This window comes from Amycolatopsis sp. Poz14, from assembly GCF_006704225.1.
In the GTDB taxonomy this organism is placed as follows: domain Bacteria; phylum Actinomycetota; class Actinomycetes; order Mycobacteriales; family Pseudonocardiaceae; genus Amycolatopsis; species Amycolatopsis nivea.
Map to the genome: position 1 here is coordinate 8993170 of NZ_JACLHD010000001.1, position 22475 is coordinate 9015644.

20 protein-coding genes are annotated in these 22475 nt (G+C 69.0%); 10 read left to right on the top strand and 10 right to left on the bottom strand.

Features of this window, described 5'->3' with window-relative positions; all coding sequences use genetic code 11:
- Positions 1 to 146 precede the first annotated feature (146 nt).
- The 6 genes from paaE to paaZ are packed head-to-tail and all read right to left on the bottom strand — an operon-like array spanning position 147 to position 5821.
- A complete protein-coding gene (gene paaE / locus FKO37_RS41815) occupies positions 147 to 1223 on the bottom strand; it encodes a 1,2-phenylacetyl-CoA epoxidase subunit PaaE (protein WP_134727790.1) in 1077 nt (358 codons plus the stop codon).
- Positions 1224 to 1715, bottom strand: a complete 492-nt coding sequence (gene paaD, locus FKO37_RS41820; RefSeq protein WP_037811915.1) for a 1,2-phenylacetyl-CoA epoxidase subunit PaaD — start codon at positions 1713 to 1715, stop codon at positions 1224 to 1226. It abuts the gene before it with no gap.
- Positions 1709 to 2566 carry a 1,2-phenylacetyl-CoA epoxidase subunit PaaC gene (paaC, locus tag FKO37_RS41825; RefSeq protein ID WP_037811916.1) on the bottom strand — a complete coding sequence of 286 codons (858 nt, stop codon included), beginning with the start codon at positions 2564 to 2566 and terminating at the stop codon, positions 1709 to 1711. Before paaC ends, paaD begins: the two co-directional genes overlap by 7 nt.
- Positions 2567 to 2574: 8 nt before the next feature.
- Positions 2575 to 2859 (bottom strand): 1,2-phenylacetyl-CoA epoxidase subunit PaaB, encoded by a 285-nt coding sequence (gene paaB / locus FKO37_RS41830; protein ID WP_009073848.1) that lies wholly within the window; start codon positions 2857 to 2859, stop codon positions 2575 to 2577.
- The gene (paaA, locus tag FKO37_RS41835) at positions 2856 to 3797 is read right to left on the bottom strand and encodes a 1,2-phenylacetyl-CoA epoxidase subunit PaaA (protein ID WP_037811918.1); all 942 of its coding nucleotides are present in this window, start codon (positions 3795 to 3797) and stop codon (positions 2856 to 2858) included. The genes paaB and paaA overlap by 4 nt, the downstream gene beginning before the upstream one ends.
- Positions 3794 to 5821, bottom strand: coding sequence for a phenylacetic acid degradation bifunctional protein PaaZ (gene paaZ / locus FKO37_RS41840; RefSeq protein ID WP_238607952.1), 2028 nt, complete (start codon positions 5819 to 5821; stop codon positions 3794 to 3796). Before paaZ ends, paaA begins: the two co-directional genes overlap by 4 nt.
- Before the next feature lie 200 nt (positions 5822 to 6021).
- Here paaZ and paaI point away from each other — a divergent pair, with 200 nt between their 5' ends.
- Genes paaI through FKO37_RS41860 form a run of 4 tightly spaced genes read left to right on the top strand, consistent with a single transcriptional unit; the run spans position 6022 to position 9916 of the window.
- A complete protein-coding gene (gene paaI, locus FKO37_RS41845; protein ID WP_037812143.1) occupies positions 6022 to 6417 on the top strand; it encodes a hydroxyphenylacetyl-CoA thioesterase PaaI in 396 nt (131 codons plus the stop codon).
- A complete protein-coding gene (gene paaK, locus FKO37_RS41850) occupies positions 6414 to 7694 on the top strand; it encodes a phenylacetate--CoA ligase PaaK (protein ID WP_037811920.1) in 1281 nt (426 codons plus the stop codon). The genes paaI and paaK overlap by 4 nt, the downstream gene beginning before the upstream one ends.
- Complete coding sequence (locus FKO37_RS41855; RefSeq protein ID WP_037811921.1) at positions 7691 to 8281, top strand: TetR/AcrR family transcriptional regulator; 591 nt, start codon at positions 7691 to 7693, stop codon at positions 8279 to 8281. The genes paaK and FKO37_RS41855 overlap by 4 nt, the downstream gene beginning before the upstream one ends.
- 39 nt (positions 8282 to 8320) lie before the next feature.
- Positions 8321 to 9916, top strand: coding sequence for an SMI1/KNR4 family protein (locus tag FKO37_RS41860; RefSeq protein ID WP_238607953.1), 1596 nt, complete (start codon positions 8321 to 8323; stop codon positions 9914 to 9916).
- On the opposite strand, the gene FKO37_RS41865 is transcribed toward FKO37_RS41860, so the two are convergent.
- Positions 9885 to 10916, bottom strand: a complete 1032-nt coding sequence (locus tag FKO37_RS41865; RefSeq protein ID WP_134663200.1) for an Lrp/AsnC family transcriptional regulator — start codon at positions 10914 to 10916, stop codon at positions 9885 to 9887. The genes FKO37_RS41860 and FKO37_RS41865 overlap by 32 nt on opposite strands.
- A 119-nt stretch (positions 10917 to 11035) precedes the next feature.
- Between FKO37_RS41865 and FKO37_RS41870 the strand changes: the two genes are divergently transcribed.
- Positions 11036 to 12262 carry a M20 family metallopeptidase gene (locus FKO37_RS41870; protein ID WP_238607954.1) on the top strand — a complete coding sequence of 409 codons (1227 nt, stop codon included), beginning with the start codon at positions 11036 to 11038 and terminating at the stop codon, positions 12260 to 12262.
- A complete protein-coding gene (locus tag FKO37_RS41875; protein ID WP_238607955.1) occupies positions 12259 to 13572 on the top strand; it encodes an MFS transporter in 1314 nt (437 codons plus the stop codon). Before FKO37_RS41870 ends, FKO37_RS41875 begins: the two co-directional genes overlap by 4 nt.
- 77 nt (positions 13573 to 13649) lie before the next feature.
- Here the strand turns inward: FKO37_RS41875 and FKO37_RS41880 are convergent, their stop codons facing one another.
- Positions 13650 to 13940: a hypothetical protein gene (locus FKO37_RS41880; protein WP_037811929.1), complete on the bottom strand. Its 291-nt coding sequence runs from the start codon at positions 13938 to 13940 to the stop codon at positions 13650 to 13652.
- Between the two features lie 164 nt (positions 13941 to 14104).
- On the opposite strand from FKO37_RS41880, the gene FKO37_RS41885 reads away from it, so the two are divergent.
- On the top strand, positions 14105 to 14707 hold the full coding sequence (locus FKO37_RS41885) for a TetR/AcrR family transcriptional regulator (protein WP_200864558.1): 603 nt from the start codon (positions 14105 to 14107) through the stop codon (positions 14705 to 14707).
- Here the strand turns inward: FKO37_RS41885 and FKO37_RS41890 are convergent.
- Positions 14704 to 15720, bottom strand: a complete 1017-nt coding sequence (locus FKO37_RS41890) for an AraC family transcriptional regulator (RefSeq protein ID WP_238607956.1) — start codon at positions 15718 to 15720, stop codon at positions 14704 to 14706. The two genes, FKO37_RS41885 and FKO37_RS41890, sit on opposite strands and share 4 nt — an antisense overlap.
- A gap of 79 nt (positions 15721 to 15799) precedes the next feature.
- Between FKO37_RS41890 and FKO37_RS41895 the strand changes: the two genes are divergently transcribed.
- The gene (locus FKO37_RS41895) at positions 15800 to 16891 is read left to right on the top strand and encodes a winged helix DNA-binding domain-containing protein (protein ID WP_238607957.1); all 1092 of its coding nucleotides are present in this window, start codon (positions 15800 to 15802) and stop codon (positions 16889 to 16891) included.
- 80 nt (positions 16892 to 16971) lie between these two features.
- Positions 16972 to 18447 (top strand): NAD(P)/FAD-dependent oxidoreductase, encoded by a 1476-nt coding sequence (locus FKO37_RS41900; RefSeq protein WP_238607958.1) that lies wholly within the window; start codon positions 16972 to 16974, stop codon positions 18445 to 18447.
- On the opposite strand, the gene FKO37_RS41905 is transcribed toward FKO37_RS41900, so the two are convergent.
- On the bottom strand, positions 18419 to 19915 hold the full coding sequence (locus FKO37_RS41905; RefSeq protein ID WP_205669931.1) for a chitinase: 1497 nt from the start codon (positions 19913 to 19915) through the stop codon (positions 18419 to 18421). The genes FKO37_RS41900 and FKO37_RS41905 overlap by 29 nt on opposite strands.
- Positions 19916 to 20041: 126 nt before the next feature.
- Here FKO37_RS41905 and FKO37_RS41910 point away from each other — a divergent pair, with 126 nt between their 5' ends.
- Positions 20042 to 22465 carry a Tex family protein gene (locus tag FKO37_RS41910; protein WP_238607959.1) on the top strand — a complete coding sequence of 808 codons (2424 nt, stop codon included), beginning with the start codon at positions 20042 to 20044 and terminating at the stop codon, positions 22463 to 22465.
- The last annotated feature ends 10 nt before the right edge of the window (positions 22466 to 22475 follow it).

Sequence of the window (22475 nt, forward strand, 5' to 3'; positions counted from 1 at the left end):
TCCAGCCCTCCCCCAACCCCGATACGAAGCCGCCCTGCGGTTCGGGGGTGCTTGTCAAGGCATCTTTCCCGCCTTGACAAGCACCCCCGAACCGTCAGCACAATCAACCTTCGGGGTGCCCCACGCAACCACCCCGCCTACGAACCTCAAGCATCAAAATCAACAGTAACCCGCTCAGAAACCGGATGAGACTGACAAGTCAGCACAAACCCAGCCTCCACCTCAGCCTTCTCCAACGCGAAATTCCGCCGCATGTCCACCGCCCCCTCGGTCACCCGAGCCCGGCAGGTCCCGCAAACCCCGCCCTTGCAAGCAAACGGCAAATCCGGCCGAAACCGCTGCGCCCCGTCCAGCACCGACGATTCCCGGGGCAGATTCATCGTCGTGGACCGACCGTCCAGCACCAACGTCACCTCGGACGAAGCCCCGGCAACAGCAGGGTCGACATGCTTGACCGGCTCCGGCGGCACATCGTCCACATAGAACAGTTCCTGATGAATCCGCTCCTCAGGAACCCCCAGCGACCCAAGCAGATCCTGCGCCGAGGTCACCATCCCGAACGGCCCGCACAGCCAGAAATGGTCCACATCCTCAACCGGCACAATCGATTCGAACAGCGCACGCAGCTTGTCCGCATCCAGCCGCCCGGTGAACAATTCAGCCTCACGCGGCTCCCGGGACAACACATGCACAAGTTCCAGCCGAGCCGGGTAGCGATCCTTCAAATCAGCCAGATCGTCCGCGAACATCACCGTGTCAGTACGCCGATTCCCATAAAGCACAGTCACCGAAGCGTCCGGCGTAGCCAGCAGTGAGGCCGCAATCGACAACACCGGCGTAATCCCGGACCCGGCAGCGATCAGCACATGATGCCCGCCAGCAGCGAGATCCGGCGTGAACGACCCAGTCGGCGCGGAGACCTCGACCGTATCCCCGGCACGAACCTCATTGACCAGCCACGACGAGAACACCCCGTCCGGCACCAACCGCACCCCGACCCGAGGCCGCTCCCCCGCCGGAGCGCAAATCGAATACGACCGCCGCTCGTCCCGCCCGTCGACAAGACGCCGCAAGGTCAGCGACTGCCCAGGCGCGAACGCGTAGACCGAAGCCAACTCCTCCGGCACGTCGAACGTCACGGCCACGGCGTCGTCACAAAGCCGCTCGACCTCAGCCACCCGCAACGGATGGAACCCGGCACGGCGGGAAACGGTGGCAGTCACTCAAATCTCCTTGACGTGTTCGAACGGCTCCCAGCAAGACCGGCACCGCCGCAACGCTTTGCACGCAGTCGCGCTGAACCGGGACTGCTCCTCCGTATCCATCGACCCGCAATGCGGACAAGCCACCCGCCGCACCGAAGGCCCCAACGTCAACGGAATCGGCCCGGCAGCCCGCCGCGGCGCGGACCCCGGCGGCGCGATCCCGGCCTCCGCCAGCTTCCGCCGCCCGTCCGCGCTGATCCAATCCGACGTCCAAGCCGGTTCCAGCACCGTACGGATCTCAACCGAGGTGTACCCGGCGCCCCGCAACGCGTGCTCCAGGTCGTCCCGCATCGTGTCCATCGCCGGACAACCGGTGTAGGTCGGCGTAATAGACACCGTCACCCGACCGTCCTCTTCGGACACTTCACGCAGCACACCCAGATCCGCGAGCGTCAGCATCGGCAGCTCCGGATCAGTGACCGTCGAAGCCACGGCGACCGCGGTCACCACGTCGCTCCAGGCATCGCCCGAGCCACACTCTGCAGCTCGGCCAGCAGGAAACCCATCTGCTCGGTATGCACGCCGTCGCGTCCCATCCGCCCGGAAACCCCGGCGATAGCGCCGACCTCCGGCCGTTCCAACGTGGCCGCCGCCAACGCCTGATCCAGCACAGCGTCGAACTCCGGCCGCAGCGAAGCCGCGTCGACCATCTCGGACGGATGCGTCGAGAACAGCTCCTCGACATACGGCCACACCGCGGCCAGCCCCTCGGCCATCCGCTCGTGCGACAACGGCGTCCCGTCGCCCAGCCGCACCAGCCACTGCGCGGCGTAGTCCCGGTGGTAGGCCAATTCCTTCACGCCCTTGGCCGCGATAGCCGCCAGTACCGGGTCCACACTGGACTCCAGCCGCTGGAACAACGCGAGCCGCCAAGTCGAGAACACGAACAGCTGCGCGATCAGGTGCCCGAAGTGCCCGCCGCCCAGCTCGGCCAGCCGGACGTTCCGGAACTCGTTCTCCGCGCGCAAGAACGCGAACGTGTCCTCGGACCGGTCCGTGCCGTCCGCCTTGCCGGAACGAGCCAGCAGCAACCGCGCCTGGCCGAGCAGGTCGAGGCCGATGTTCGCGATCGCGACCTCGTCCTCCAGCTCCGGCGCGCTCGCGACCCACTCCTGCAACCGGTGCGAGAAGATCAACGCGTCGTCGCCCAGCATCAAGCAATAGGCGGCGAGCTGCGCACCGTCCACTCCGGACGGAACGGAGGTGTCCACTCCGGACAGCGGATCGGCGAACCCGGTGCCGAAGGCCCACCGGGCGTCGTTGTCCTCGGTGATCGCTTCGTAGACGTTGTCGAAAGACATCCCAGACCTCACATGTGGGGAACGTTGTCGGGAATGTCGTAGAACGTCGGGTGCCGGTACACCTTGTCCCCGCTGGGCGCGAAGAACGGGTCCTTCTCGTCCGGCGACGACGCGGTGATGTCCGAGGCGCGAACGACCCAGATGGACACTCCCTCGTTGCGGCGCGTGTAGAGATCGCGCGCGTGGTGCAACGCCATCTCGTCGTCCGCCGCGTGCAGCGAACCCACGTGGACGTGGTTCAGTCCCCGCTTCCCGCGGACGAAAACCTCGTACAGCGGCCAGTCGTGCTTCATGCCGAAACCTCTTTCTTGGCCGCGTGCGCAGCCGCGGCCTCCCGGACCCAGGCGCCTTCGTCGTGTGCGCGCTTGCGGTGCGCGATCCGCTCCGCGTTGCACGGGCCGTTGCCCTTGAGCACGTTCTTGAACTCGTCCCAGTCGACCGCGCCGAAGTCGTAGTGTTCCCGGTCGGCGTTCCACTTGAGCTCCGGGTCCGGGAACGTCACGCCGAGCGCCTCGGCCTGCGGCACGGACATGTCGACAAACCGCTGCCGCAGCTCGTCGTTGGTGTGCCGCTTGATCTTCCACGCCATCGACTGCGCGGTGTTCGGCGAATCCGCGTCCGGCGGTCCGAACATCATCAGCGACGGCCACCACCAGCGGTTCACCGCCTCCTGCACCATGTCCCGCTGCTGCTGGGTGCCCTTCATCATGGTCATCAGCAGCTCGTAGCCCTGCCGCTGGTGGAAGGACTCCTCCTTGCAGATGCGGATCATCGCCCGCGCGTAGGGCCCGTACGACGACCGGCACAGCGGCACCTGATTGCAGATCGCCGCGCCGTCCACCAGCCAGCCGATCACGCCGACGTCGGCGAAGGTCAGCGTCGGGTAGTTGAAGATCGACGAGTACTTCTGCCTGCCGGTGATGAGCTTGTCGGTGAGGTCCGCGCGGTCCGCGCCGAGCGTCGCTGCCGCGGAGTACAAGTACAGCCCGTGGCCCGCTTCGTCCTGCACCTTCGCGAGCAGGATCGCCTTGCGCCGCAACGAAGGCGCGCGGGTGATCCAGTTGCCCTCGGGCTGCATGCCGATGATCTCCGAATGCGCGTGCTGCGCGATCTGGCGGATCATCGTCTTGCGGTAGCCCTCGGGAATCCAGTCACGCGGTTCGATGCGCTGGTCCCGTTCGATGGTGTGCTCGAACAAGGCTTCCAGTTCCGGCTCTGCCACAGCGGTCACGGCTGCTCCTTCGAGACGAGGGTGAGCACGTCGTACTTCGCGACCGAGTCGCCGTCCTGATTGGTGACGTCGGCGTCCCAGCGGACTTCGCCGTACTCCTGGTCGATCCGCGGCGTGATCTGCTTGGCCGTCAGGGTGACCGTCAGCGCGTCCCCCTCCTTGACGGGCGTGAGGAAGCGCAGGTTCTCCAGGCCGTAGTTGGCCAGCACCGGACCTGGCTCGGGCGAGACGAACAGGCCCGCCGCGAACGACACGACCAGGTAGCCGTGCGCCACAATGCCGCCGAACAGCGGGTTCGCCGCGGCCGCCGCCTCGTCGGTGTGCGCGTAGAAGGTGTCGCCGGTGAACTCGGCGAAGTGGTCGATGTCGGCGCGGGTGACGGTGCGCGGACCGGCCACCACGGTGTCGCCGACGCTCAGCTCCGCCAGCGACTTGCGGAACGGGTGCTCGCCTTCGACGCGCGGACCGCCCTCGACCCACCGGCCGGTGACGGCGCCGAGCACCCTCGGGCTGGCCTGCACGGCCGTGCGCTGCATGTGGTGCAGCACGCCGCGGATGCCGCCCATCTCCTCGCCGCCGCCCGCGCGGCCCGGGCCGCCGTGCACCAGCTGCGGCATCGGCGAACCGTGCCCGGTGGATTCCTTCGCGTCTTCGCTGTCGAGCACGAGCAGCCGGCCGTGGTACGGCGCGACGCCCAGCACGATGTCGCGAGCGAACACCGGGTCGCCGGTCACGACGGACCCGGCCAGGCTGCCGCCGCCGCGTGCGGCGAACTCGATGACCTGCTTGACCGACGTGTACGGCATCAGCGTGGACACCGGGCCGAACGCCTCGACCTCGTGCGGCTCGGCGCGCTCCGGGTCGGCCTTGAGCAGGATCGGCGAGATGAACGCGCCGGTCGCCTCGTCACCGTCCACGACGTCGACGTGCTCCGGGTCGCCGAAGACGATGCTGCCCGCGTCGAGCAGGGCCTTCAGCGAACGACGTACTTCTTCACGCTGCTCCAGGCTGGCCAGCGCACCCATCCGGACGCCCTCGGCGTTCGGGTTGCCGACCGTCACCTTGGCGAGCCGGGCGCTGACCGCTTCGGCGACGTCGTCCAGCATCTCGGCCGGAACGAACGCGCGGCGGATCGCGGTGCACTTCTGGCCCGCCTTCACCGTCATCTCGGTGGTCAGCTGCTTGACGAACAGATCGAACTCCGGCGTCGACGGCCGGGCGTCCGGGGCGAGGATCGAGCAGTTCAGCGAGTCGGCCTCGGCGTTGAACCGCACCGAGTTCCGCACGATCGCCGGGTGCGCGCGCAGCTTCTGCGCGGTGGACGCGGAACCGGTGAACGACACCAGGTCCTGCGCGGTGACGTGGTCGAGCAGGTCGCCGACGCTGCCCGCGACGAACTGCACCGTGCCCTCGGGCAGGATGCCGGACTCGACGATCAGCTCCACGAGCCGCGCGGTCAGGTACGCGGTCTGGCTGGCCGGCTTGATCAGGCTCGGCACGCCGGCGAGGAACGCGGGCGCGAACTTCTCCAGCGGACCCCACACCGGGAAGTTGAAGGCGTTGATCTGGATCGCGACGCCCTGCAGCGGGGTCGCGATGTGCTGCGCGACGAACGTGCCGCCGCGGCTCAGCGGCTCGACCGCGCCCTCGACGTACACGGTGTCGTTCGGCAGCTCGCGCTTGCCCTTCGAGCCGTAGCTGAACAGGACGCCGATGCCGCCGTCGATGTCGAACTTCGAGTCGCCGAGCGTCGCACCCGTGCGCGCCGACAGCGCGTACAGCTCTTCGCGGTGCTCGCGCAGGTGCGAAGCGAGCGACTTCAGCAGCGCGGCCCGCTGATGGAACGTCAACTTCCGCAGCGCCGGACCGCCGACTTCGCGGCCGTACTCGAGCGCCGCGGCGAAGTCGATCCCCTCCGACGAAATCCGGGCCACTTCCTCCCCGGTCGCCGCGTCGTGCAGCGGGGCGCCCTCGCCCGGCGCCGTGTGCCATCCCCCGGAGACGTAGCTGCGGAGCAGAACCATGCCGACCCTCTCGCCGAATTACCAACCGGACGTTCAGTAATTCGCAGGATAGCCGTTCTCCCGGCTGATCGGAACCCCCGCATTGCTTGACACCGCCGGAGTCGCGGCCTTTACTGGGCTCCAGCCGGGATTACCGGCCATTCGGTCAGTAAGTCACCGTCCCGGAGGGCTAGCTCGTGACCCGCAACGCCGCGCACGCCATGTTCGACACCGACGAGGCGTCCCGCTCTCTCGGCATCGAACTCGTCGAGGCCGCCGACGGCAGGGCGGTGGCCACGATGAAGGTCACCGAGACGATGGTCAACGGGCACGACATCGCCCACGGCGGTTACGTGTTCCTGCTCGCCGACACCGCTTTCGCCCTGGCCTGCAACACGCACGGGCCGGTCACCGTCGCCTCGGGCGCGGAGATCTCGTTCGTCGCCGCCGGAAAACTGGGCGACCACCTCGTCGCGACGGCCGCCGAGCGCACCCGCTACGGCCGCAACGGCATCTACGACGTCACGGTGCACCGGGAGACCCCCGGCGGGCCCGAAGTCGTCGCCGAATTCCGCGGCCGCAGCCGCGTCATCGAGAAGACCCGGGAAGCACAGTGACCCCCACCCTCGCCGAAAACGTCAGCGCCGACGAGCTGGCCGCACTCCAGCTTGAACGGCTGCAGTGGACCCTGCGGCACGCGTACGAGAACGTCCCGCTGTACCGCAAGAAGTTCGACGACGCCGGGGTGCACCCCGACGACTGCCGCGAACTGGGCGACCTGGCGAAGTTCCCCTTCACCACCAAGGCCGACCTGCGCGAGAGCTACCCGTTCGGGATGTTCGCCGTGCCGCAGGACCAGATCCGCCGGCTGCACGCGTCGAGCGGCACCACCGGGAAGCCGACCGTCGTCGGCTACACCGAGAAGGACCTCGACACGTGGGCCACCGTGATGGCGCGCTCGATCCACGCCGCGGGCGGACGGCCCGGGCACAAGGTGCACGTCGCGTACGGCTATGGCCTGTTCACCGGCGGGCTCGGCGCGCACTACGGCGCGGAAAAGCTCGGCTGCACGGTGATCCCGGCGTCCGGCGGCATGACCGCCCGGCAGGTCCAGCTGATCACGGACTTCAAGCCGGAAATCATCATGATCACGCCGTCGTACATGCTGACGCTGCTCGACGAGTTCGAGCGCCAGGGCGTGGATCCGCGGGCCAGTTCACTGAAGGTGGGCATTTTCGGCGCGGAGCCGTGGACCGAGCAGATGCGGTCCGAGATCGAGGAACGGTTCGCGCTGGACGCGGTCGACATCTACGGCCTGTCCGAGGTAATGGGCCCCGGCGTCGCGCAGGAATGCGCGGAAACCAAGGACGGCCTGCACATCTGGGAGGACCACTTCTTCCCCGAGGTGATCGACCCGTTCACCGATCAGGTGCTGCCCGAGGGCGAACGCGGCGAACTGCTGTTCACGTCGCTGACCAAGCAGGCGCTGCCGATCATCCGCTACCGCACCCGCGACCTGACCCGCCTGCTGCCCGGCACCGCGCGTCCCTCGTTCCGCCGGATGGAGAAGGTGACCGGACGCAGCGACGACCTGATCATTTTGCGCGGGGTCAACGTTTTCCCGACGCAGATCGAGGAAATCGTGCTGCGCACCGAGGGATTGAGCCCGCACTTCCAGCTGGTCCGCTCGACGCGAGGCCGCCTGGACCACCTGACGGTGCGGGTCGAAGCCCGCGCCGAGACGACCGCCGAAGCCCGGAACGCTGCCGCCGCGCTGGTGGCCGCCGGGGTGAAGGACGGCGTCGGCGTGAGCGTTTCGGTGGAAGTCGTGGACCCGGACACCCTCGAGCGCTCGCTCGGTAAAATGCGCCGCGTGCTGGACGAACGCTCGTGACCGCCCCCGCCCGCCGCGGCCGGCCTGGCTACGACCTGGAGTCGCTGCTCCAGGTCGCGGTCAAGCTTTTCAACGACCGCGGCTACGACGGGACCAGCATGGAGGACCTGTCGCGCAAGCTCGGCATCACGAAATCCGCGATCTATCACCACGTGCCGAGCAAGGAAGAACTGCTGCGGCTGGCGGTGGGCCGGGCCTTGGACGGACTGTTCGAGGTCGCGGAATCGACGGAAGCTCTCGACGGACGGGCGATCGACCGTCTGGAACACCTGGTGCGCGGAAGCGTGCTGGTGCTGGCGGACCGGCTGCCGTTCGTGACGCTGCTGCTTCGGGTGCGGGGCAATACGAAGGCCGAGCGAGCGGCGTTGGCGCGGCGGCGCGAGTTCGATCATCTGGTGACGGATCTGGTCAAGCAGGCCGAGGCGGAGGGGGATGTCCGCCCGGACATCGACCCGGCGATCGCGGCGCGGTTGCTGTTCGGCACGGTGAACTCGCTGATCGAGTGGTACCGGCCGCGGCGGGGGTCTTCTCCGGAGGAATTAGCGGACGCGGTGTGCAAGATGGCGTTTGACGGGTTGCGTGCTTGATCCCCTCTGCTGATGGGCGTTTCTCGCTAGGCTGATTTCGTGGACTTGGGGGAGATCGGGCGGACTCTGGCAGAACGGCTTCGCGGCTGGGCAGGCGACGGCTGGTCCGAGGCGGTGCTGCAGATTTCGACCGGCAGCGAGGGATCGGTCGAAGCGTGGACTGACGGACCGGATCACACCAGCGGGCGCGATCTCCTCCCTGCTATGTACGGGGCCTACCCGCCGGACCATCCTCCGGCGGCGTATGAGGTGCGGTTGCGTTCCGACGGCACTTACCGGTGCACGACCAGCCCCGACGTCGACCGCCTGTCCCCGGCCCGGCGCGTGTTCGACCCGGATTTCCGTTGCCCACGACGCCCGGCCGCCGGCATGCCGCGACCGGCGGGCACCGAACCGACCGGGGCACCGACCGACCCGGCGGTGCTCAGCGAAGTCCGTGCACTAGTCGAGGAATTCGCCGAGCGATACACCGCGATCACCGGCCACGCACCGGACTGGGAGCCGGGCCGGAGCGAGGAAGAGATCGCCGCCGTCGAGGCGAGGATCCAGGTACGGCTGCCAGAAGACCTGCGAGCGCTCCACCGGCTGATCGGCCGGGACTCCGGCGAAACCGGGCTGCTCGGTTACTACGCGCACGACTCGCTCGAGACGGTGGTCGAGGACTACCTCTTCAGCTTGCCCGGCGCCTACCGCGGAGCCGCCTGGGACGAACCGCAGCACAGCGCGGGCGTGGTGTTCGAAGCGACGCCGCCGGGACGGATCAAACGCGTTTCGCGCAATGACTGGTGGGTGTCCTTCGGCGGCAACCACAGCGACCAGTGGATCGCGGTCGATCTCGATCCCGCCGAAGGCGGCCGGTCCGGGCAGGTGATCGAACACGGCGAGGAGGTCGCCCAGCTGCTCGCCCCCTCGGTCGCGGCAATGATCGCCGACGTCGTTGCCGCCCTTCGCGCTGGCCGGTTCACCCGCCGCGAAGGCGATCCCCGGCTCGAGATCCAGGCGGCCTTCCACGACTTCCCTTACGAGAACCACGTGCTTCTCATCCGCGATGTCGCGAAAACAGACCTGGCCGCCGAACTCGGCACCGCGAACCGGGAAGCGGTCCAGTCGTGTCATCTGACCGATGGAGCCCACCTCGATCTCGCCGCTCTCGAACCGCTTGGCGGGCTGCGCGAACTCGGTGCCCATCGCATGCGGAGCGTCGTGCCGGCCGTGACGAACCTGCCGCTCCTGGAATCCCTCACCATCGCCGCCGAACAGACCGACCTCAAGGCGCTCGCCGGTCATCCGACCCTGTGGGACCTCACCCTCAGCGACCTCACCCACCCCGTCGATCTAACCCCGCTGGCCACCCTCCCGAACCTCACCCGGCTCGCCATCAGCGGCCTGGACATCCCAGCGATCGACCAACTAGCCCAACTACCCGCCCTCCGCGTACTCACCCTCGACGCCGACCAGCTCACCCGTCTCCTGGCATCTGGCCACCGCATCCCCCAGCTGGCCGCGCTGACCATCTCCGGCCGAGTCCTGCTCTCCGACGCCGTCGAGTTCCTCCGTCATTTCCGCGACACCGACGTCCGCCTCAAGGAGTTCACCGGCTCGCTCAGCGCTCCTCCCGAGCAGGCGCAGGCATAGTCACCACAAACCCCGTGCTGCGTCCCAAATCGTCCAGCAGCCAGCCCATTCGCTTGACCGTCCGCAGGATCAGCGCCGAGTCCACCACCGACAGCGGCGCGAGGTCCTGTTCCAGATGTTCCTGCATCCGCATCGATTCCTCGATCGACCGCATCCACGTGGTCACCAAAAGATTCGCCGGTCCCGGCAAACTCGCCATCTGCCGCACGGTCGGGTTGGCGCGCAACCGGTCCACGCACGTCGACACGTGGGCCACCGGCACCTGGCACCACCAGTTCACGACGATCGGCGACGGCGTCAAGCCCTGCGCGATCTCGCAGCGGAACGTCAAAGCATCGGCGTTCAGCAGGTGTCCGAGCTGGCGGCGCACGGTCGAGACCGGACGGCCAGTGATCCGCGCCAGATCCGCGGCGCTGCGTCGGCCGTCCTCGCCCAAGGCGACAGTCAAAGGCGCGTAAGGCTCTTCCCACGGCTGCAGTTTGGCCATCCGCCCGCCGCCGATGGACGGTAGTTGCGACAGGGCCTGCACGCGCCGCCGATCCAGCGCGCCTACTCGCCAGGAACTGCCCTCCACATGCAGTCGCGACGCCAGGTGCGAGCGGGTGTTGAGCACGCCGGGCAGGCTGGGGATCGCGTCCAGCAGCAAGGCGGACAGGTCGCGCAGGCCGAGGCCGAAAACGGTCAGCACCAGGCTGTATTCCCGCGAAGCCTCCTCGATGCTGGCCACCGAAGGCCACGTCGCCAGCTCCCGGATCAGCTCGCGTACCTGGCCGCTCGCGCAGCGGATTTCCACGTACGCGGCCTGCACCTGGTACAGCCCGGGCACGTGCGGATACGCCGTCACCCACGCCGCTCCCCCGTCGCGCAGGCGTTCCCAGCGCCGGGCCAGCGTCACCGGGGAGGAGTCGAGTGCCGCGGCCAGTTGCGTCCAGGTGGCGCGGGGGCGCAGTTGCAGTGCGTGGATGAGCGAAAAGTCTTCCTCCTCCAGTGAGTCGATCATTGTTTCTTCTCCAGAGGGCCGGTTCGCGAGCGATTCCGACAACTCTAACGCGATATCAGGCGTGAGTTCGCACACTCGACCACCAAGACGCCGTTCCCCGACGAAGAGGAGCCGAGCCGGTGGACCTCCACGAAGACGCCCGCAGCCAGCAGGACGACCTGGCGCGGCTGCGCCAGGAACTGCACCGCGAGCCCGAGATCGGCCTCGACCTGCCGCGCACCCAGGAACGGGTCCTGCGCGAGCTCGACGGGCTCGGGCTGGAGATCTCCACCGGAACCGGCACGACGTCGGTGACCGCGGTGCTTCGCGGCGAAGGCTCCGCGCGGGATTCGGCTCAGCCGCGCACGGTCCTGTTGCGCGCCGACATGGACGCGCTCCCGGTCCAGGAAGCGACCGGGCTCGATTTCGCCGCTACCAACGGCGCGATGCACGCGTGCGGCCACGATTTGCACACCACGTCGCTGGTCGGCGCGGCTCGGCTGCTCCACACGCACCGCGACCGGATCAACGGCGACGTCGTCCTGATGTTCCAGCCCGGCGAAGAAGGCTGGGACGGCGCGGGCGTGATGCTGAAGGAAGGCGTGCTCGACGCCGCCGGCCGACGCGTCGACGCCGCGTACGGGCTCCACGTCTTCTCGTCGATGCTGCCCAGCGGCCAGTTCGCGAGCCGTCCCGGGACGCTGATGTCGGCCTCGCACAAGCTGCTCGTGACCGTGCACGGCGAAGGCGGCCACGGATCGATGCCGCACCGTGCCAAGGACCCGATCTCCGCCGCCGCGGCGATGATCACCGCACTGCAGACGATGATCACGCGCCGCCTGGACATCTTCGACCCGGCGGTGCTCACCGTCGGCGTCATCCGCGGCGGCACCAAGCGCAACGTCATCCCCGCGACCGCCGAGTTCGAGGCCACCGTCCGCTGCTTCTCCGACGACACCGCCGCTCTGCTGGACACCACGATCCGCGAGACGATCGACGGTGTCGCGCGGGCGAACGGCGTCACCGCGGACGTCGTGTTCGAGAACGAATATCCAGTGACCGTAACGGATGTCGACGAAACGGCGTTCGGCGCCGAGGTCGTCCGCGAGACGATCGGCGAGCAGTACTACACCGATCTGCCCAACCCGGTCGCCGGTTCCGAGGACTTCTCCCGCGTGCTCGCCGCGGTGCCGGGCACGTTCCTCGGCCTCGGCGCGCTGATGCCGGGCCTCGAACCGGACACCGCGCCCAACAACCACAGCCCGTACGCCGATTTCGACCCGTCCGTGCTGTCCCGCGCCGCCACCGTCTACGCCGAACTCGCCGTCCGCCGTCTCGACCGGTTCGCCGAAGGAGCATTGCGATGACTTCTGTGGTCCCAGACCGTCGCCGCACCCTGTTCGGGCTCGGCGCCGGCAACGCGATGGAGTGGTTCGACTGGAACGTCTACGCCACGTTCGCGTCGTTCTTCGCCGCGCAGTTCTTCAACGCTCACAGCGCCGTTTCGGCTCTGCTGAGCACGCTCGCGGTATTCGCGGTCGGCTTCGCCGCGCGGCCGATCGGCGGCTGGGTGTTCGGCTGGATCGCCGACCGCAAGGGCCGCCAGCTGGCGATGGCGCTGACCGTCGCGATCGCCGCCGCGGGCAGCCTGGTCATCGGCCTTTCCCCGACGTACGGCCAAATCGGCGTGTGGGCGTCGGTGATCCTGGTGGTCGCACGGCTGGCACAGGGCCTCGCGCACGGCGGCGAGCTGCCGTCCGCGCAGACCTACATCGCCGAGGTCGCGCCGCCGGCCCGCCGCGGACTGTGGTCGAGCCTGATCTACTTCTCCGGCACCTGCGGCGTCCTCGTCGGCACCCTGCTCGGCGCGGTCCTTTCCGGCGTGCTGACCCACGAGCAGATGCTCTCCTTCGGCTGGCGGATCCCGTTCATCCTCGGCGGCGTCTTCGGGATCTACTCGCTCTACGTGCGGCTCCGCATGCGCGAGACCGAGGTCTTCCAGGCGGCGAAGAAGGACGAGGGGAAGGAAAAGGGCCAGATCTGGCAGACGATCAAGCAGAACCCGAAGCTGCTCGCCCAGGTCATCGGCCTGACGGTCGGCGCGACGGTCATCTACTACATGTGGGCCGTCGCCGCGCCGTCGTACGCGATCACCGTGCGCGGCGTCCCGCCGACCGGCGCGCTGTGGGCGGGCGTGTTCGCGAACGTGGTCTTCCTGATCGCCTTGCCGCTGTGGGGAATCGTGTCCGACCGCATCGGCCGCAAGCCGGTGCTGTTCATCGCGATCGCGGGCCTGCTCGTGCTGAGCTTCCCGCTGAACGCGATGGTCGGGCACGAGGCGTGGCAGCTGTTCGTGGCGATGTCGATCGCGCTGATCTTCATGGCCGGGTTCTCCTCCATCGGCCCGGCGGTCTACGCGGAAATCTTCCCGACCCGCATCCGCGCGGTCGGCGTCGGAGTCCCGTACTCGATCGCGGTCGCGGCGTTCGGCGGCACGGCGCCGTACTTGCAGACGCTGTTCGCCGGTAACGGACATCCGTCGCTGTTCATCGTCTACGGGATCGTGCTGATGGTGATCAGCGCGCTGGTGGTGTTCACGCTGCCGGAGACCCGGGGCGTGGACCTGCGGGAGAAGACGGAAGCGGTCGACCGGGCGGTCACCGGGTCAGGAGCGTAGGGCGGAGCCACCGTCCGTCTCTTGTGGACAGTTCGCCGACGGCCGTGCGGGGTTCCCCGCACGGCCGTCGGCGTGCTTCAGCTGTCCGCCTGAGTCTCGCCCAGCTGCCACCACAGCGCCGCGCGCAGCTGTTCGATCAGGGCCTCGTCGTCGTCCTCGCTCGGGTCCGCTCCCAGCGGCACCCAGCGTTCCTCCACCAGTTCGCCGTCGTCGTAGCTGCTTATCAGTATCCCCGGATACGAAACCGTCAGCTCGTCCTCCGGGCAGCCGGTCGCGCACGGCCGGTCGTCCATCCGCACATGCCGGTAGTGCAACCGCACCCCGACCCATCGGCCGGACGGCCGCGGCTGCTGGTCCGTGCCGTCCATCGCCCGCTCCCGCTCGCCCCACGTCCCCCGGCTGAAGGTCGCGCCCGGGGCGGCCGGAGTTACCGGCCGGTTGTTCCGGTTGGGTAACGGCATCCGGCGCCGACGCCGCGGGGCGCTTCGCAGGCGTGTTGACAACGACCTCGCCCGGCGGCGAGGCTGGCCCGGTGAACAGCGGATCTCGGCGGCGGCTGGACCCCGCGCAGCGCCGCGCCGAGATCCTCGCCGCGGCCCGGCGGTGCTTCGGCGCCGGCAGCTACTCCTCGGTGTCCACTTCGGACATCGCGGCCGCCGCGGGAGTCGCCCGGCCGCTGATCAACCACTATTTCGGCGGCAAACGCGAGCTGTACCTCGAAGTGGTGCGGCAGATGACGATCGTGCCCGCCCCGGTCGTCGACGCGCTGCCGGACGGCCCGCCCCGGCTGCGGCTCGAGGTCGGCATCGACCGGTGGATCGACGTCGTGGAACGCAACCGCGACGCCTGGCTGACCGTGATCGACGCGGCGCACGACCCGGAGGTCGAGCGGATCATGCGCGAGGCGGACGAGATCGCCGCCGACCGCGTGCTCGCCGCCGCCCAGCTGCCCGAGAACGGGCATCCGCAGCTGCGGGCGATGATCCGCGCGTACGGCGGGATGTTGCGCGCCGCGTCCCGGGAATGGCTCGTCCGCGGCACGCTGGAGCGGGCCGAACTGCGCGCGTTCCTGGTGGAATCGCTGGTGCAGCTGCTGGAAGTCACCTATCCGGCGGTACTGGCGCAAAAGAACTAACGGTTGCGGCGGGCGTACGCGGCCGGAGTCGTCCCGGTCCAGCGTTTGAAGGCGTAGATGAAGCTCGACGCTTCGGCGTAGCCAAGGCGCAGGGCGACGTCGTCGACGGACAGCACGCCGGTGTCGAGCATTTCTTCCGCGAGCGTCTGCCGGACTTCGTCCAGCAGTTGCCGGTAGCCGGTACCCGCCTCGGTCAGCCGCCGTCGCAGGGTTCGCGTGCTGAGGGTGAGCTGACGGGCGATCTCGTCCATCCCGGCGTCCGCGCCGCCGAGCCGCACCAGTCGTTCGCGCACCAGCTGCGGGACGCCCGAGCGCGTGCGGCGGCGGGCGACGAGAGCGTCGCACTGCGCGGCGCACAAGGCGACGGTTTGCTCGTTGGCCTGCGGCAGCGGAAGGTTCAGCAGCTCCGGATCGAGGGTGACCCGGTGTTCGGCCGCGCCGAAGACCGGGGCGACGCCGAAGGCCGTCCGATAAGAGTCCACAAAGGACGACGACGGGAAGCGGAACTCCAGGCGTTCCAAGGAGATCTCCGGCAGCAGGTCCCGCATGACGGTGCAGATCGCGGACAGGTCGCGCAGCGCGAGGAACCGGGCGACGTCGTCCGGCACCCGCGAATCGTCCAGCACCAGGCGGAGTCCGGCGGCGTCCAGCTCGACGTGCGGAATACAGAAGGTGAAGGACAAATCCAGGTAGCGCAACGCGAACACCATCGCGTCGCGCATCGTCGGGCTGCTGATGCAGGCGAAACCGAAGATGCCGAACGTCGTCGCGCGGTACCGGCAGCCGAGGCTGAGCGCGACGTCGTCCCCCGAGCCGACCGTGGTCAGCAATGCCCGCACGACGGCCAGCTCCTGCCGCGCGTCGAGCTGCCGATCCGGCGCGCGCAGTTCCTCGACCGGCACTCCGGGCAGCGAGACGCCGCGTTCCTCGGCGAAGCGGTGCATGAGCAGCACACTCGCCGTGCCGCGCGGGTAGTCCCAGTCGCGGATGGCGGGTGCGGCTAGCTCGGCCATGGCCGGAATTATGGATCAACCGCCCGCCCGCGTGCGTTCGAGGGCCAAAACTGTCCGGGTTGCTCGTTAAGCTCCCGCCGTGCACCTTTCCCACCGCGTCCTCAACCGCGCCACCCTCCACCGGCAACTGCTCCTGAAGCCCGCCAAGATGCCGGTGCTCGACGCCGTCACCCACCTCGCCGGGCTGCAAGCGCAAGCGCCGTTCCCGCCGTACTACGCGCTGTGGTGCCGGTTGCAGGACTTCCAGCCGGACGATCTCGCGAGCCTGCTGCTCGACCGCAGCGTGGTGCGGATGGTGCTGATGCGCGGCACGGTGCACCTCGTCCCGGCCGCGGACGCGCTCGCGTGGCGGCCGCTGGTGCAGATCGTCATGGACCGCGCCCTGACCGCGGCCAACCAGCATCGGGAACCGCTGTCCAAACTCGACCACGACGCGGTGGCGAAGACGACCAGCGAACTGCTGCGCGAGCGGCCGTATTCGAGCGATCAGCTCGGCAAAGCGCTGGTCGAGCACTATCCGGAGACGCCGGCCGGGTCGCTGATGTTCCTGGTCCGCGCCATCCTGCCGCTCGTGCAGATCCCGCCACGCGGCGTGTGGGGCAAGGCCGGGCAGCCCACCTACCAGGTCGCGGACCACTGGCTCGACGGCGTCGACGCGCCGGAGCAGTCCGCCGCCGAACTGGTCCGCCGCTATCTCGCCGCGTTCGGTCCGGCGACGGTGGCTGACGTGCAGGCCTGGGCCGGCGTCACGAAGCTCGGCGAGGTGGTCGAGGAGATGGACCTGCGCACGTACCTCGACCCCGAAGGACGCACGCTCTACGACCTGCCGGACGCGACGCTGCCCGACGAGGACACGCCCGCGCCGACGAGGCTGCTGGGTCCGTTCGACCAGACGCTGCTGTCCTACGCCGACCGCACGCGGATGATCAGCGACGAGCACCGCAAACGCGTGATCACCATCAACGGCCTGGTCAAAGGCACCCTGCTGGTCGACGGCCAGGTCCGGGGAATCTGGGAGACGACCACCAACCGCGCGTCGGCGACGATGGTCCTCACCCCGTTCGAACGGCTCGCGAAACGCGATATCGCCGCGCTGGAGAGCTCCGCGCGGAAGCTGCTCGCGTGGGCCGAGCCAGGCAAGACGCACGAGGTCCAGGTCGTGCCCGGGTAGCCGCGTCCGCTGGCCGGAATTCTCGATCGAGTGGCCGTTCGTGCCTTCCGCACCGGCGGCCGCCTGCGTAACTTCGGCCTATGGACGACACCCCGTCGGTGCTGATAGTCGGCACCGGGTTCGGCGGAATCGGCGCCGCGATCGAGCTGAAGCGCGCCGGTTTCCCGAACGTCACGATCCTCGAGCGGGCGGCCGAACCGGGCGGCGTGTGGCGCGAGAACACCTACCCCGGCGCGGCCTGCGACATCCCGTCGCCGCTGTATTCGTTCTCCTTCGAGCCCAATCCGGACTGGCCGAAGCGGTACGCGATGCAGCCGGACATCCACGCCTACCTCAAGCGCGTGATCGCGAAATACGGCATCGAACCGCACATCCGGTACGGCCGCGAGGTCACGTCCGCGACCTACGACGACGGCCGCTGGCGCGTCGAGACCGCACAGGGCGAAACCTTCGAGTCGGACGTCTTCGTGCCCGCCGTCGGCCAGCTTTCCCGGCCCGCCTTGCCGTCGATCCCCGGCCGCGAAACCTTCGCGGGAGCGGCCTTCCACTCCGCGGAGTGGAATCACGAAATCCCGTTGGCGGGCAAGCGGATCGCGGTGATCGGCACCGGCGCGAGCGCGATCCAGTTCGTGCCGGAGGTCCGCAAGGAAGCCGCGCACGTCACCGTCTTCCAGCGCACGCCGCCCTACATCATGGCCAAGAACGACGGCCGCTACAAAGCCTGGCAGAAGCGGCTTTTCCGCCGCCTGCCGAAGACGCAGCTGTTCGGCCGCGCGCGGATCTTCCTGCTCGCCGAGTACGCGACGCACGGCATGACGCGGCACCCGGTGCTGACCAAGGCCTTCGAACTGCGCACCGCTCAACTGCGCCGCCGTCATCTCAAGGACCGCACGCTGCGCCGCAAGGTCAAGCCGGACTATCCGCTGGGCTGCAAGCGGATCTTGTTCACCAACGACTACCTGCCCGCGCTCGCCCAGCCGAACGTGTCGGTCGAAACGTCCTCGATCAAGGAGATCACCCCGCGCGGCGTGCGCACCGCGGACGGCGTCGAGCACGAGGCGGACGTGCTGATCTACGGCACCGGGTTCAAGGCGACGGAATTCCTCGGCCCGATGAAGGTGTTCGGCCGCGACGGACGGTCGCTGGCCGAGGCGTGGAGCGGCGGCGCGCGGGCGTACCTCGGCATGACGGTGCCGGGATTCCCGAACCTGTTCTGCGTCTACGGCCCCAACACCAACCTCGGCGCGGGTTCGATCATCTACATGATCGAACGGCAAGCCCGTTACCTCCGCCAGGCCGTCGAGCACCTCGCCCGGCCGGGCGTGGCGTCGCTGGAGGTGCGCGCCGAGGTCGAGGAGCGCTACGACCGCGAGGTGCAGGCGCGGCTCTCGCACAGCGTCTGGAGCGGGTGCACCAGCTGGTACCGGCAGGAGAACGGCCGGGTGAGCACCAACTGGCCCGGGCTGGTCACCGAATACGACCGCCGGACCAGGGCACTCGACCCGGCCGACTACCTGGTGCGTTCGATCAGGGCAGGTTCTTCAGGCCCGCGCTGACCGTGGTGGCGAAGGAGTAGCCGTTCGACGCGTCCCAGTTGATGGACCAGGTCATCGCGCCGCGGAACTCCGGGTAGGTCGTCGAAGGCTTGAACGAAGCGCAGCCGGTGCCCTTGGCCATGCAGTTCATCGCCGACACGACGTTCGACGGCGACTGGTACCCGCCGCCCGCCGCCGAGCCCGACGACGGGAGCCCGAACGCGACCTGGTCGGCCCGCAGTCCGCCCTGCAGCTGGATGCACGAGAGCGCGGTGAGGAAGTCGACGGTGCCCTGGGAGTAGACGTTCCCGTTGCAGCCGTTCATCGCGCCCGAGTTGTAGTACTGCATGTTGACGACGGTGAGGATGTCCTTGACGTTCAGCGCCAGCTGGAAGTAGCCGCCCTGGGTGGACTGCATGTCGATCGTCTGCGGCGCCATGGTGATCACCGAGCCGCCGCCGTCGTGGATGCTGCGCAGCGCCTGCCCCATGTAGGTGGCGTTGATGCCGTTCTCCAGGTCGATGTCGACGCCGTCGAAGCCGTAGGTCGAGATCAGCTGCTTCACCGAGTTGGCGAAGTTGCTCGCCGACTGGCTGTCGCCGACGCTGATCGTGCCCTTCTCGCCGCCGACCGAGATGATCACCTTCTGGCCGCGCGCCTGCACGGTCTTGATGTCCGCGCGGAACTGCGCGTCGGTGTAGCCGCCGAGTTTCGACGACAACGCCGGGTCGAGCGTGAAGCTCACCGCGCCGGGCGTCGTGGTGGCGTCGGCGAAGGCGATCGCGATGACGTTGTACGTCGTGGGCACGTCAGCGAGTTTCAGGGTCTTCGCGCCGTTGTCGAAGTTCTGCCAGTAGCCGGTGAGGATGTGCTTCGGCAGGTCGCCGTTGTGCGGCGGGGTGCTGGTCGTGGTGGTCGTCGGCGGCGTGGTCGGGGTGGTCGGGGTCGTGGGCGTCGTCGGCGAAGTGGAGGTCGTGGGCGGGGTGCCCGGGCCGTCGAGGCTGACGTCGTCGGCGAGGTAGGCGGGCTGGCCGTACCAGCCGTGCAGGTACACCGTGAGGCTCGTGGACGAGCCGGTGGTGAAGCTCAGGCTGAGCTGCTGCCAGCCGGTCGCTCCGGGCGTCCAGGTGTTCTGCACGGCCGAACCGGAGACGCCGAGGTAGACGTAGCTGCCCTGGACCCACGCGGACAGCTTGTACGCGGTGTTGGGCTGCACGGTGACCTGCTGGGAGCACTGCCCGGTGTCGGAACCGGAGGGCGCCGCGCTCAGCGAGTGGCTGCCGTCGTGTGCCTGGGTCGAGACGACCGACGAGGTGCCGGTGCAGGTCCAGCCGGAGAGCGAGCCGCTCTCGAAGCCGGGGTTGGCGAGGATGTTCGCGGCCGACGCGCTGGTGGTGCCGAGGGCCAGCGTGACTCCGAGCGCGAGCGCGACCGAGGCCAGCAGGGACACCAGGGCGGGCAGCCGCCGGGGGGACGGGTGTGGGGACACGGGCAGACCTCCGCAGGGGCAGTGAGCCAGATCACCTCAAAATGGACTAGACCAATACGGATGTCAAGGAACTTCCGGAGGTGCTTCGGCGGGCCATCCGCAGCGCGCGGGGCGGGCAGCGGCACAATGCAGGCTCGGAGCAACCCGAGACGAAGCAGGAGCCTGGTTTTGAGCGTGCAGTCGGTCGAGCAGCGGATCGCCGAAGAGCTGGGGGTGCGCGAAGGGCAGGTCAAGGCCGCCGTCACCCTCCTCGACGAGGGGTCCACGGTGCCGTTCATCGCCCGGTACCGCAAGGAAGTCACCGGAGAGCTGGACGACGCGCAGCTGCGCACGCTCGAGGAGCGGCTGCGCTACCTGCGCGAGCTCGACGAGCGCCGCGCCGCGGTCCTGGAGTCCATCCGGAGCCAGGGCAAGCTGGACGAGACGCTCGAGGCGCAGATCCTCGCCGCGGACACGAAGTCGCGGCTGGAGGACATCTACCTGCCCTACAAGCCGAAGCGGCGGACCAAGGCGCAGATCGCCCGCGAGGCCGGTCTGGAGCCGCTGGCCGACGGCCTGCTGAACGACCCGTCGACCGATCCGCAGGCGGCCGCCGCGGTGTTCGTCGACGCGGACAAGGGCGTCGCGGACGCGCAGGCCGCCCTCGACGGCGCGCGCGCCATCCTGGTCGAGCGCTTCGCCGAGGACGCCGACCTGATCGGCGAGCTGCGCGAGAAGATGTGGACCGAGGGCCATTTGGCGTCGAAGGTCCGCGCGGGCAAGGAGACCGACGGGGCCAAGTTCTCCGACTACTTCGACTTCTCCGAGCCCTACACCAAGCTCCCCTCGCACCGGATCCTCGCGATGCTCCGCGGCGAGAAGGAAGAGATCCTCGACCTGTCGATGGAGCCTTCCGAGCCGGTCGCCGAGGACGCCCCGCCGCGCGTCGGCCCGACCGAGTACGAGCAGCGCATCGCCGCCCGGTTCGGCATCAGCCAGCAGGACCGTCCGGCCGACAAGTGGCTCGGCGACACCGTGCGCTGGGCCTGGCGCACGAAGATCCTCCTGCACCTTGGTATCGACCTGCGGATGCGGCTGCGCCAGTCGGCCGAGGACGACGCCGTGCGCGTGTTCGCCGCGAACCTGCGCGACCTCCTGCTGGCCGCCCCGGCGGGCACCCGCGCGACGATGGGCCTCGACCCGGGCTTCCGCACCGGCGTGAAGGTGGCCGTGGTCGACGCGACCGGCAAGGTCGTCGACACTCACGTCATCTACCCGCACCAGCCGGCGAACAAGTGGGACCAGTCGATCGCCGAACTGGCCGTTCTGGCCGGAAAGCACAACGTCGACCTGATCTCGATCGGCAACGGCACCGCCTCGCGGGAGACCGACAAGCTGGCCATCGAGCTGATCAAGAAGCACCCGGAGCTGAAGCTCACCAAGGCCGTCGTGTCCGAGGCGGGCGCGTCGGTGTACTCGGCGTCGGCGTTCGCTTCGCAGGAACTGCCGGGCATGGACGTCTCGCTGCGCGGCGCGGTCTCGATCGCGCGCCGGCTGCAGGACCCGCTGGCCGAACTCGTGAAGATCGACCCGAAGTCGATCGGCGTCGGCCAGTACCAGCACGACCTGTCCGAGGTGTCGCTGTCGCGTTCGCTGGACGCGGTCGTCGAGGACTGCGTGAACGCGGTCGGCGTGGACGTGAACACCGCGTCCGCCCCGCTGCTCACGCGGGTTTCGGGCATCACGACCTCGCTCGCGGAGAACATCGTGGCGCATCGCGACTCCAACGGCCCGTTCCGCTCGCGGACCGCGCTCAAGGACGTCGCGCGGCTCGGCCCGAAGGCGTTCGAGCAGTGCGCGGGCTTCCTCCGGATCCCGGACGGCGACGACCCGCTCGACGCGTCCTCGGTGCACCCGGAGGCGTACCCGGTGGTGCGGCGGATCCTCGACCGCACCGGCACCGGCATCCGCGAGCTGATCGGCAACGCGCGGACCCTGCAGGCGCTGAAGCCCACGGAGTTCGTCGACGACACCTTCGGGCTCCCGACGGTCACCGACATCCTGTCCGAACTGGAGAAGCCGGGCCGCGACCCGCGTCCGGCGTTCAAGACCGCGACCTTCGCCGAGGGCGTCGAGAAGATCGGCGACCTCAAGCCGGGCATGCGCCTGGAGGGCGTGGTGACGAACGTGGCCGCGTTCGGCGCGTTCATCGACGTCGGCGTGCACCAGGACGGTCTCGCGCACGTTTCCGCGCTGTCGAAGAACTTCGTGAAGGACCCGCGCGACGTCGTGAAGCCGGGCGACATCGTCAAGGTGAAGGTGCTGGACGTCGACGTGCCGCGCAAGCGGATCTCGCTGACGCTGCGCCTGGACGACGAGCCCGGCGCGGGCAACAACCGCGGCGGTGGCGGCGGACGTGATCGCGGCCAGGGCGGCGGTGGCGGCGGTCAGGGCGGCGGCGGTCAGCGCCGGAACCAGCCGCAGCAGCGCGGCGGCGGCCGGGACCGTCGTGACTCCGGGGGCGGCGGCGCGATGGCGGACGCGCTGCGGCGCGCCGGATTCGGCAAGTAGCACAACGGAA

Coding starts and splice junctions, on each gene's coding strand:
- paaC (WP_037811916.1), bottom strand. CDS start 2,566: ATGTCTTTCGACAACGTCTACGAAGCGATCACCGAGGACAACGACGCC.
- paaB (WP_009073848.1), bottom strand. CDS start 2,859: ATGAAGCACGACTGGCCGCTGTACGAGGTTTTCGTCCGCGGGAAGCGG.
- paaZ (WP_238607952.1), bottom strand. CDS start 5,821: ATGGTTCTGCTCCGCAGCTACGTCTCCGGGGGATGGCACACGGCGCCG.
- paaI (WP_037812143.1), top strand. CDS start 6,022: ATGTTCGACACCGACGAGGCGTCCCGCTCTCTCGGCATCGAACTCGTC.
- FKO37_RS41865 (WP_134663200.1), bottom strand. CDS start 10,916: ATGATCGACTCACTGGAGGAGGAAGACTTTTCGCTCATCCACGCACTG.
- FKO37_RS41875 (WP_238607955.1), top strand. CDS start 12,259: ATGACTTCTGTGGTCCCAGACCGTCGCCGCACCCTGTTCGGGCTCGGC.
- FKO37_RS41880 (WP_037811929.1), bottom strand. CDS start 13,940: ATGGACGGCACGGACCAGCAGCCGCGGCCGTCCGGCCGATGGGTCGGG.
- FKO37_RS41890 (WP_238607956.1), bottom strand. CDS start 15,720: ATGGCCGAGCTAGCCGCACCCGCCATCCGCGACTGGGACTACCCGCGC.
- FKO37_RS41900 (WP_238607958.1), top strand. CDS start 16,972: ATGGACGACACCCCGTCGGTGCTGATAGTCGGCACCGGGTTCGGCGGA.
- FKO37_RS41910 (WP_238607959.1), top strand. CDS start 20,042: ATGCAGGCTCGGAGCAACCCGAGACGAAGCAGGAGCCTGGTTTTGAGC.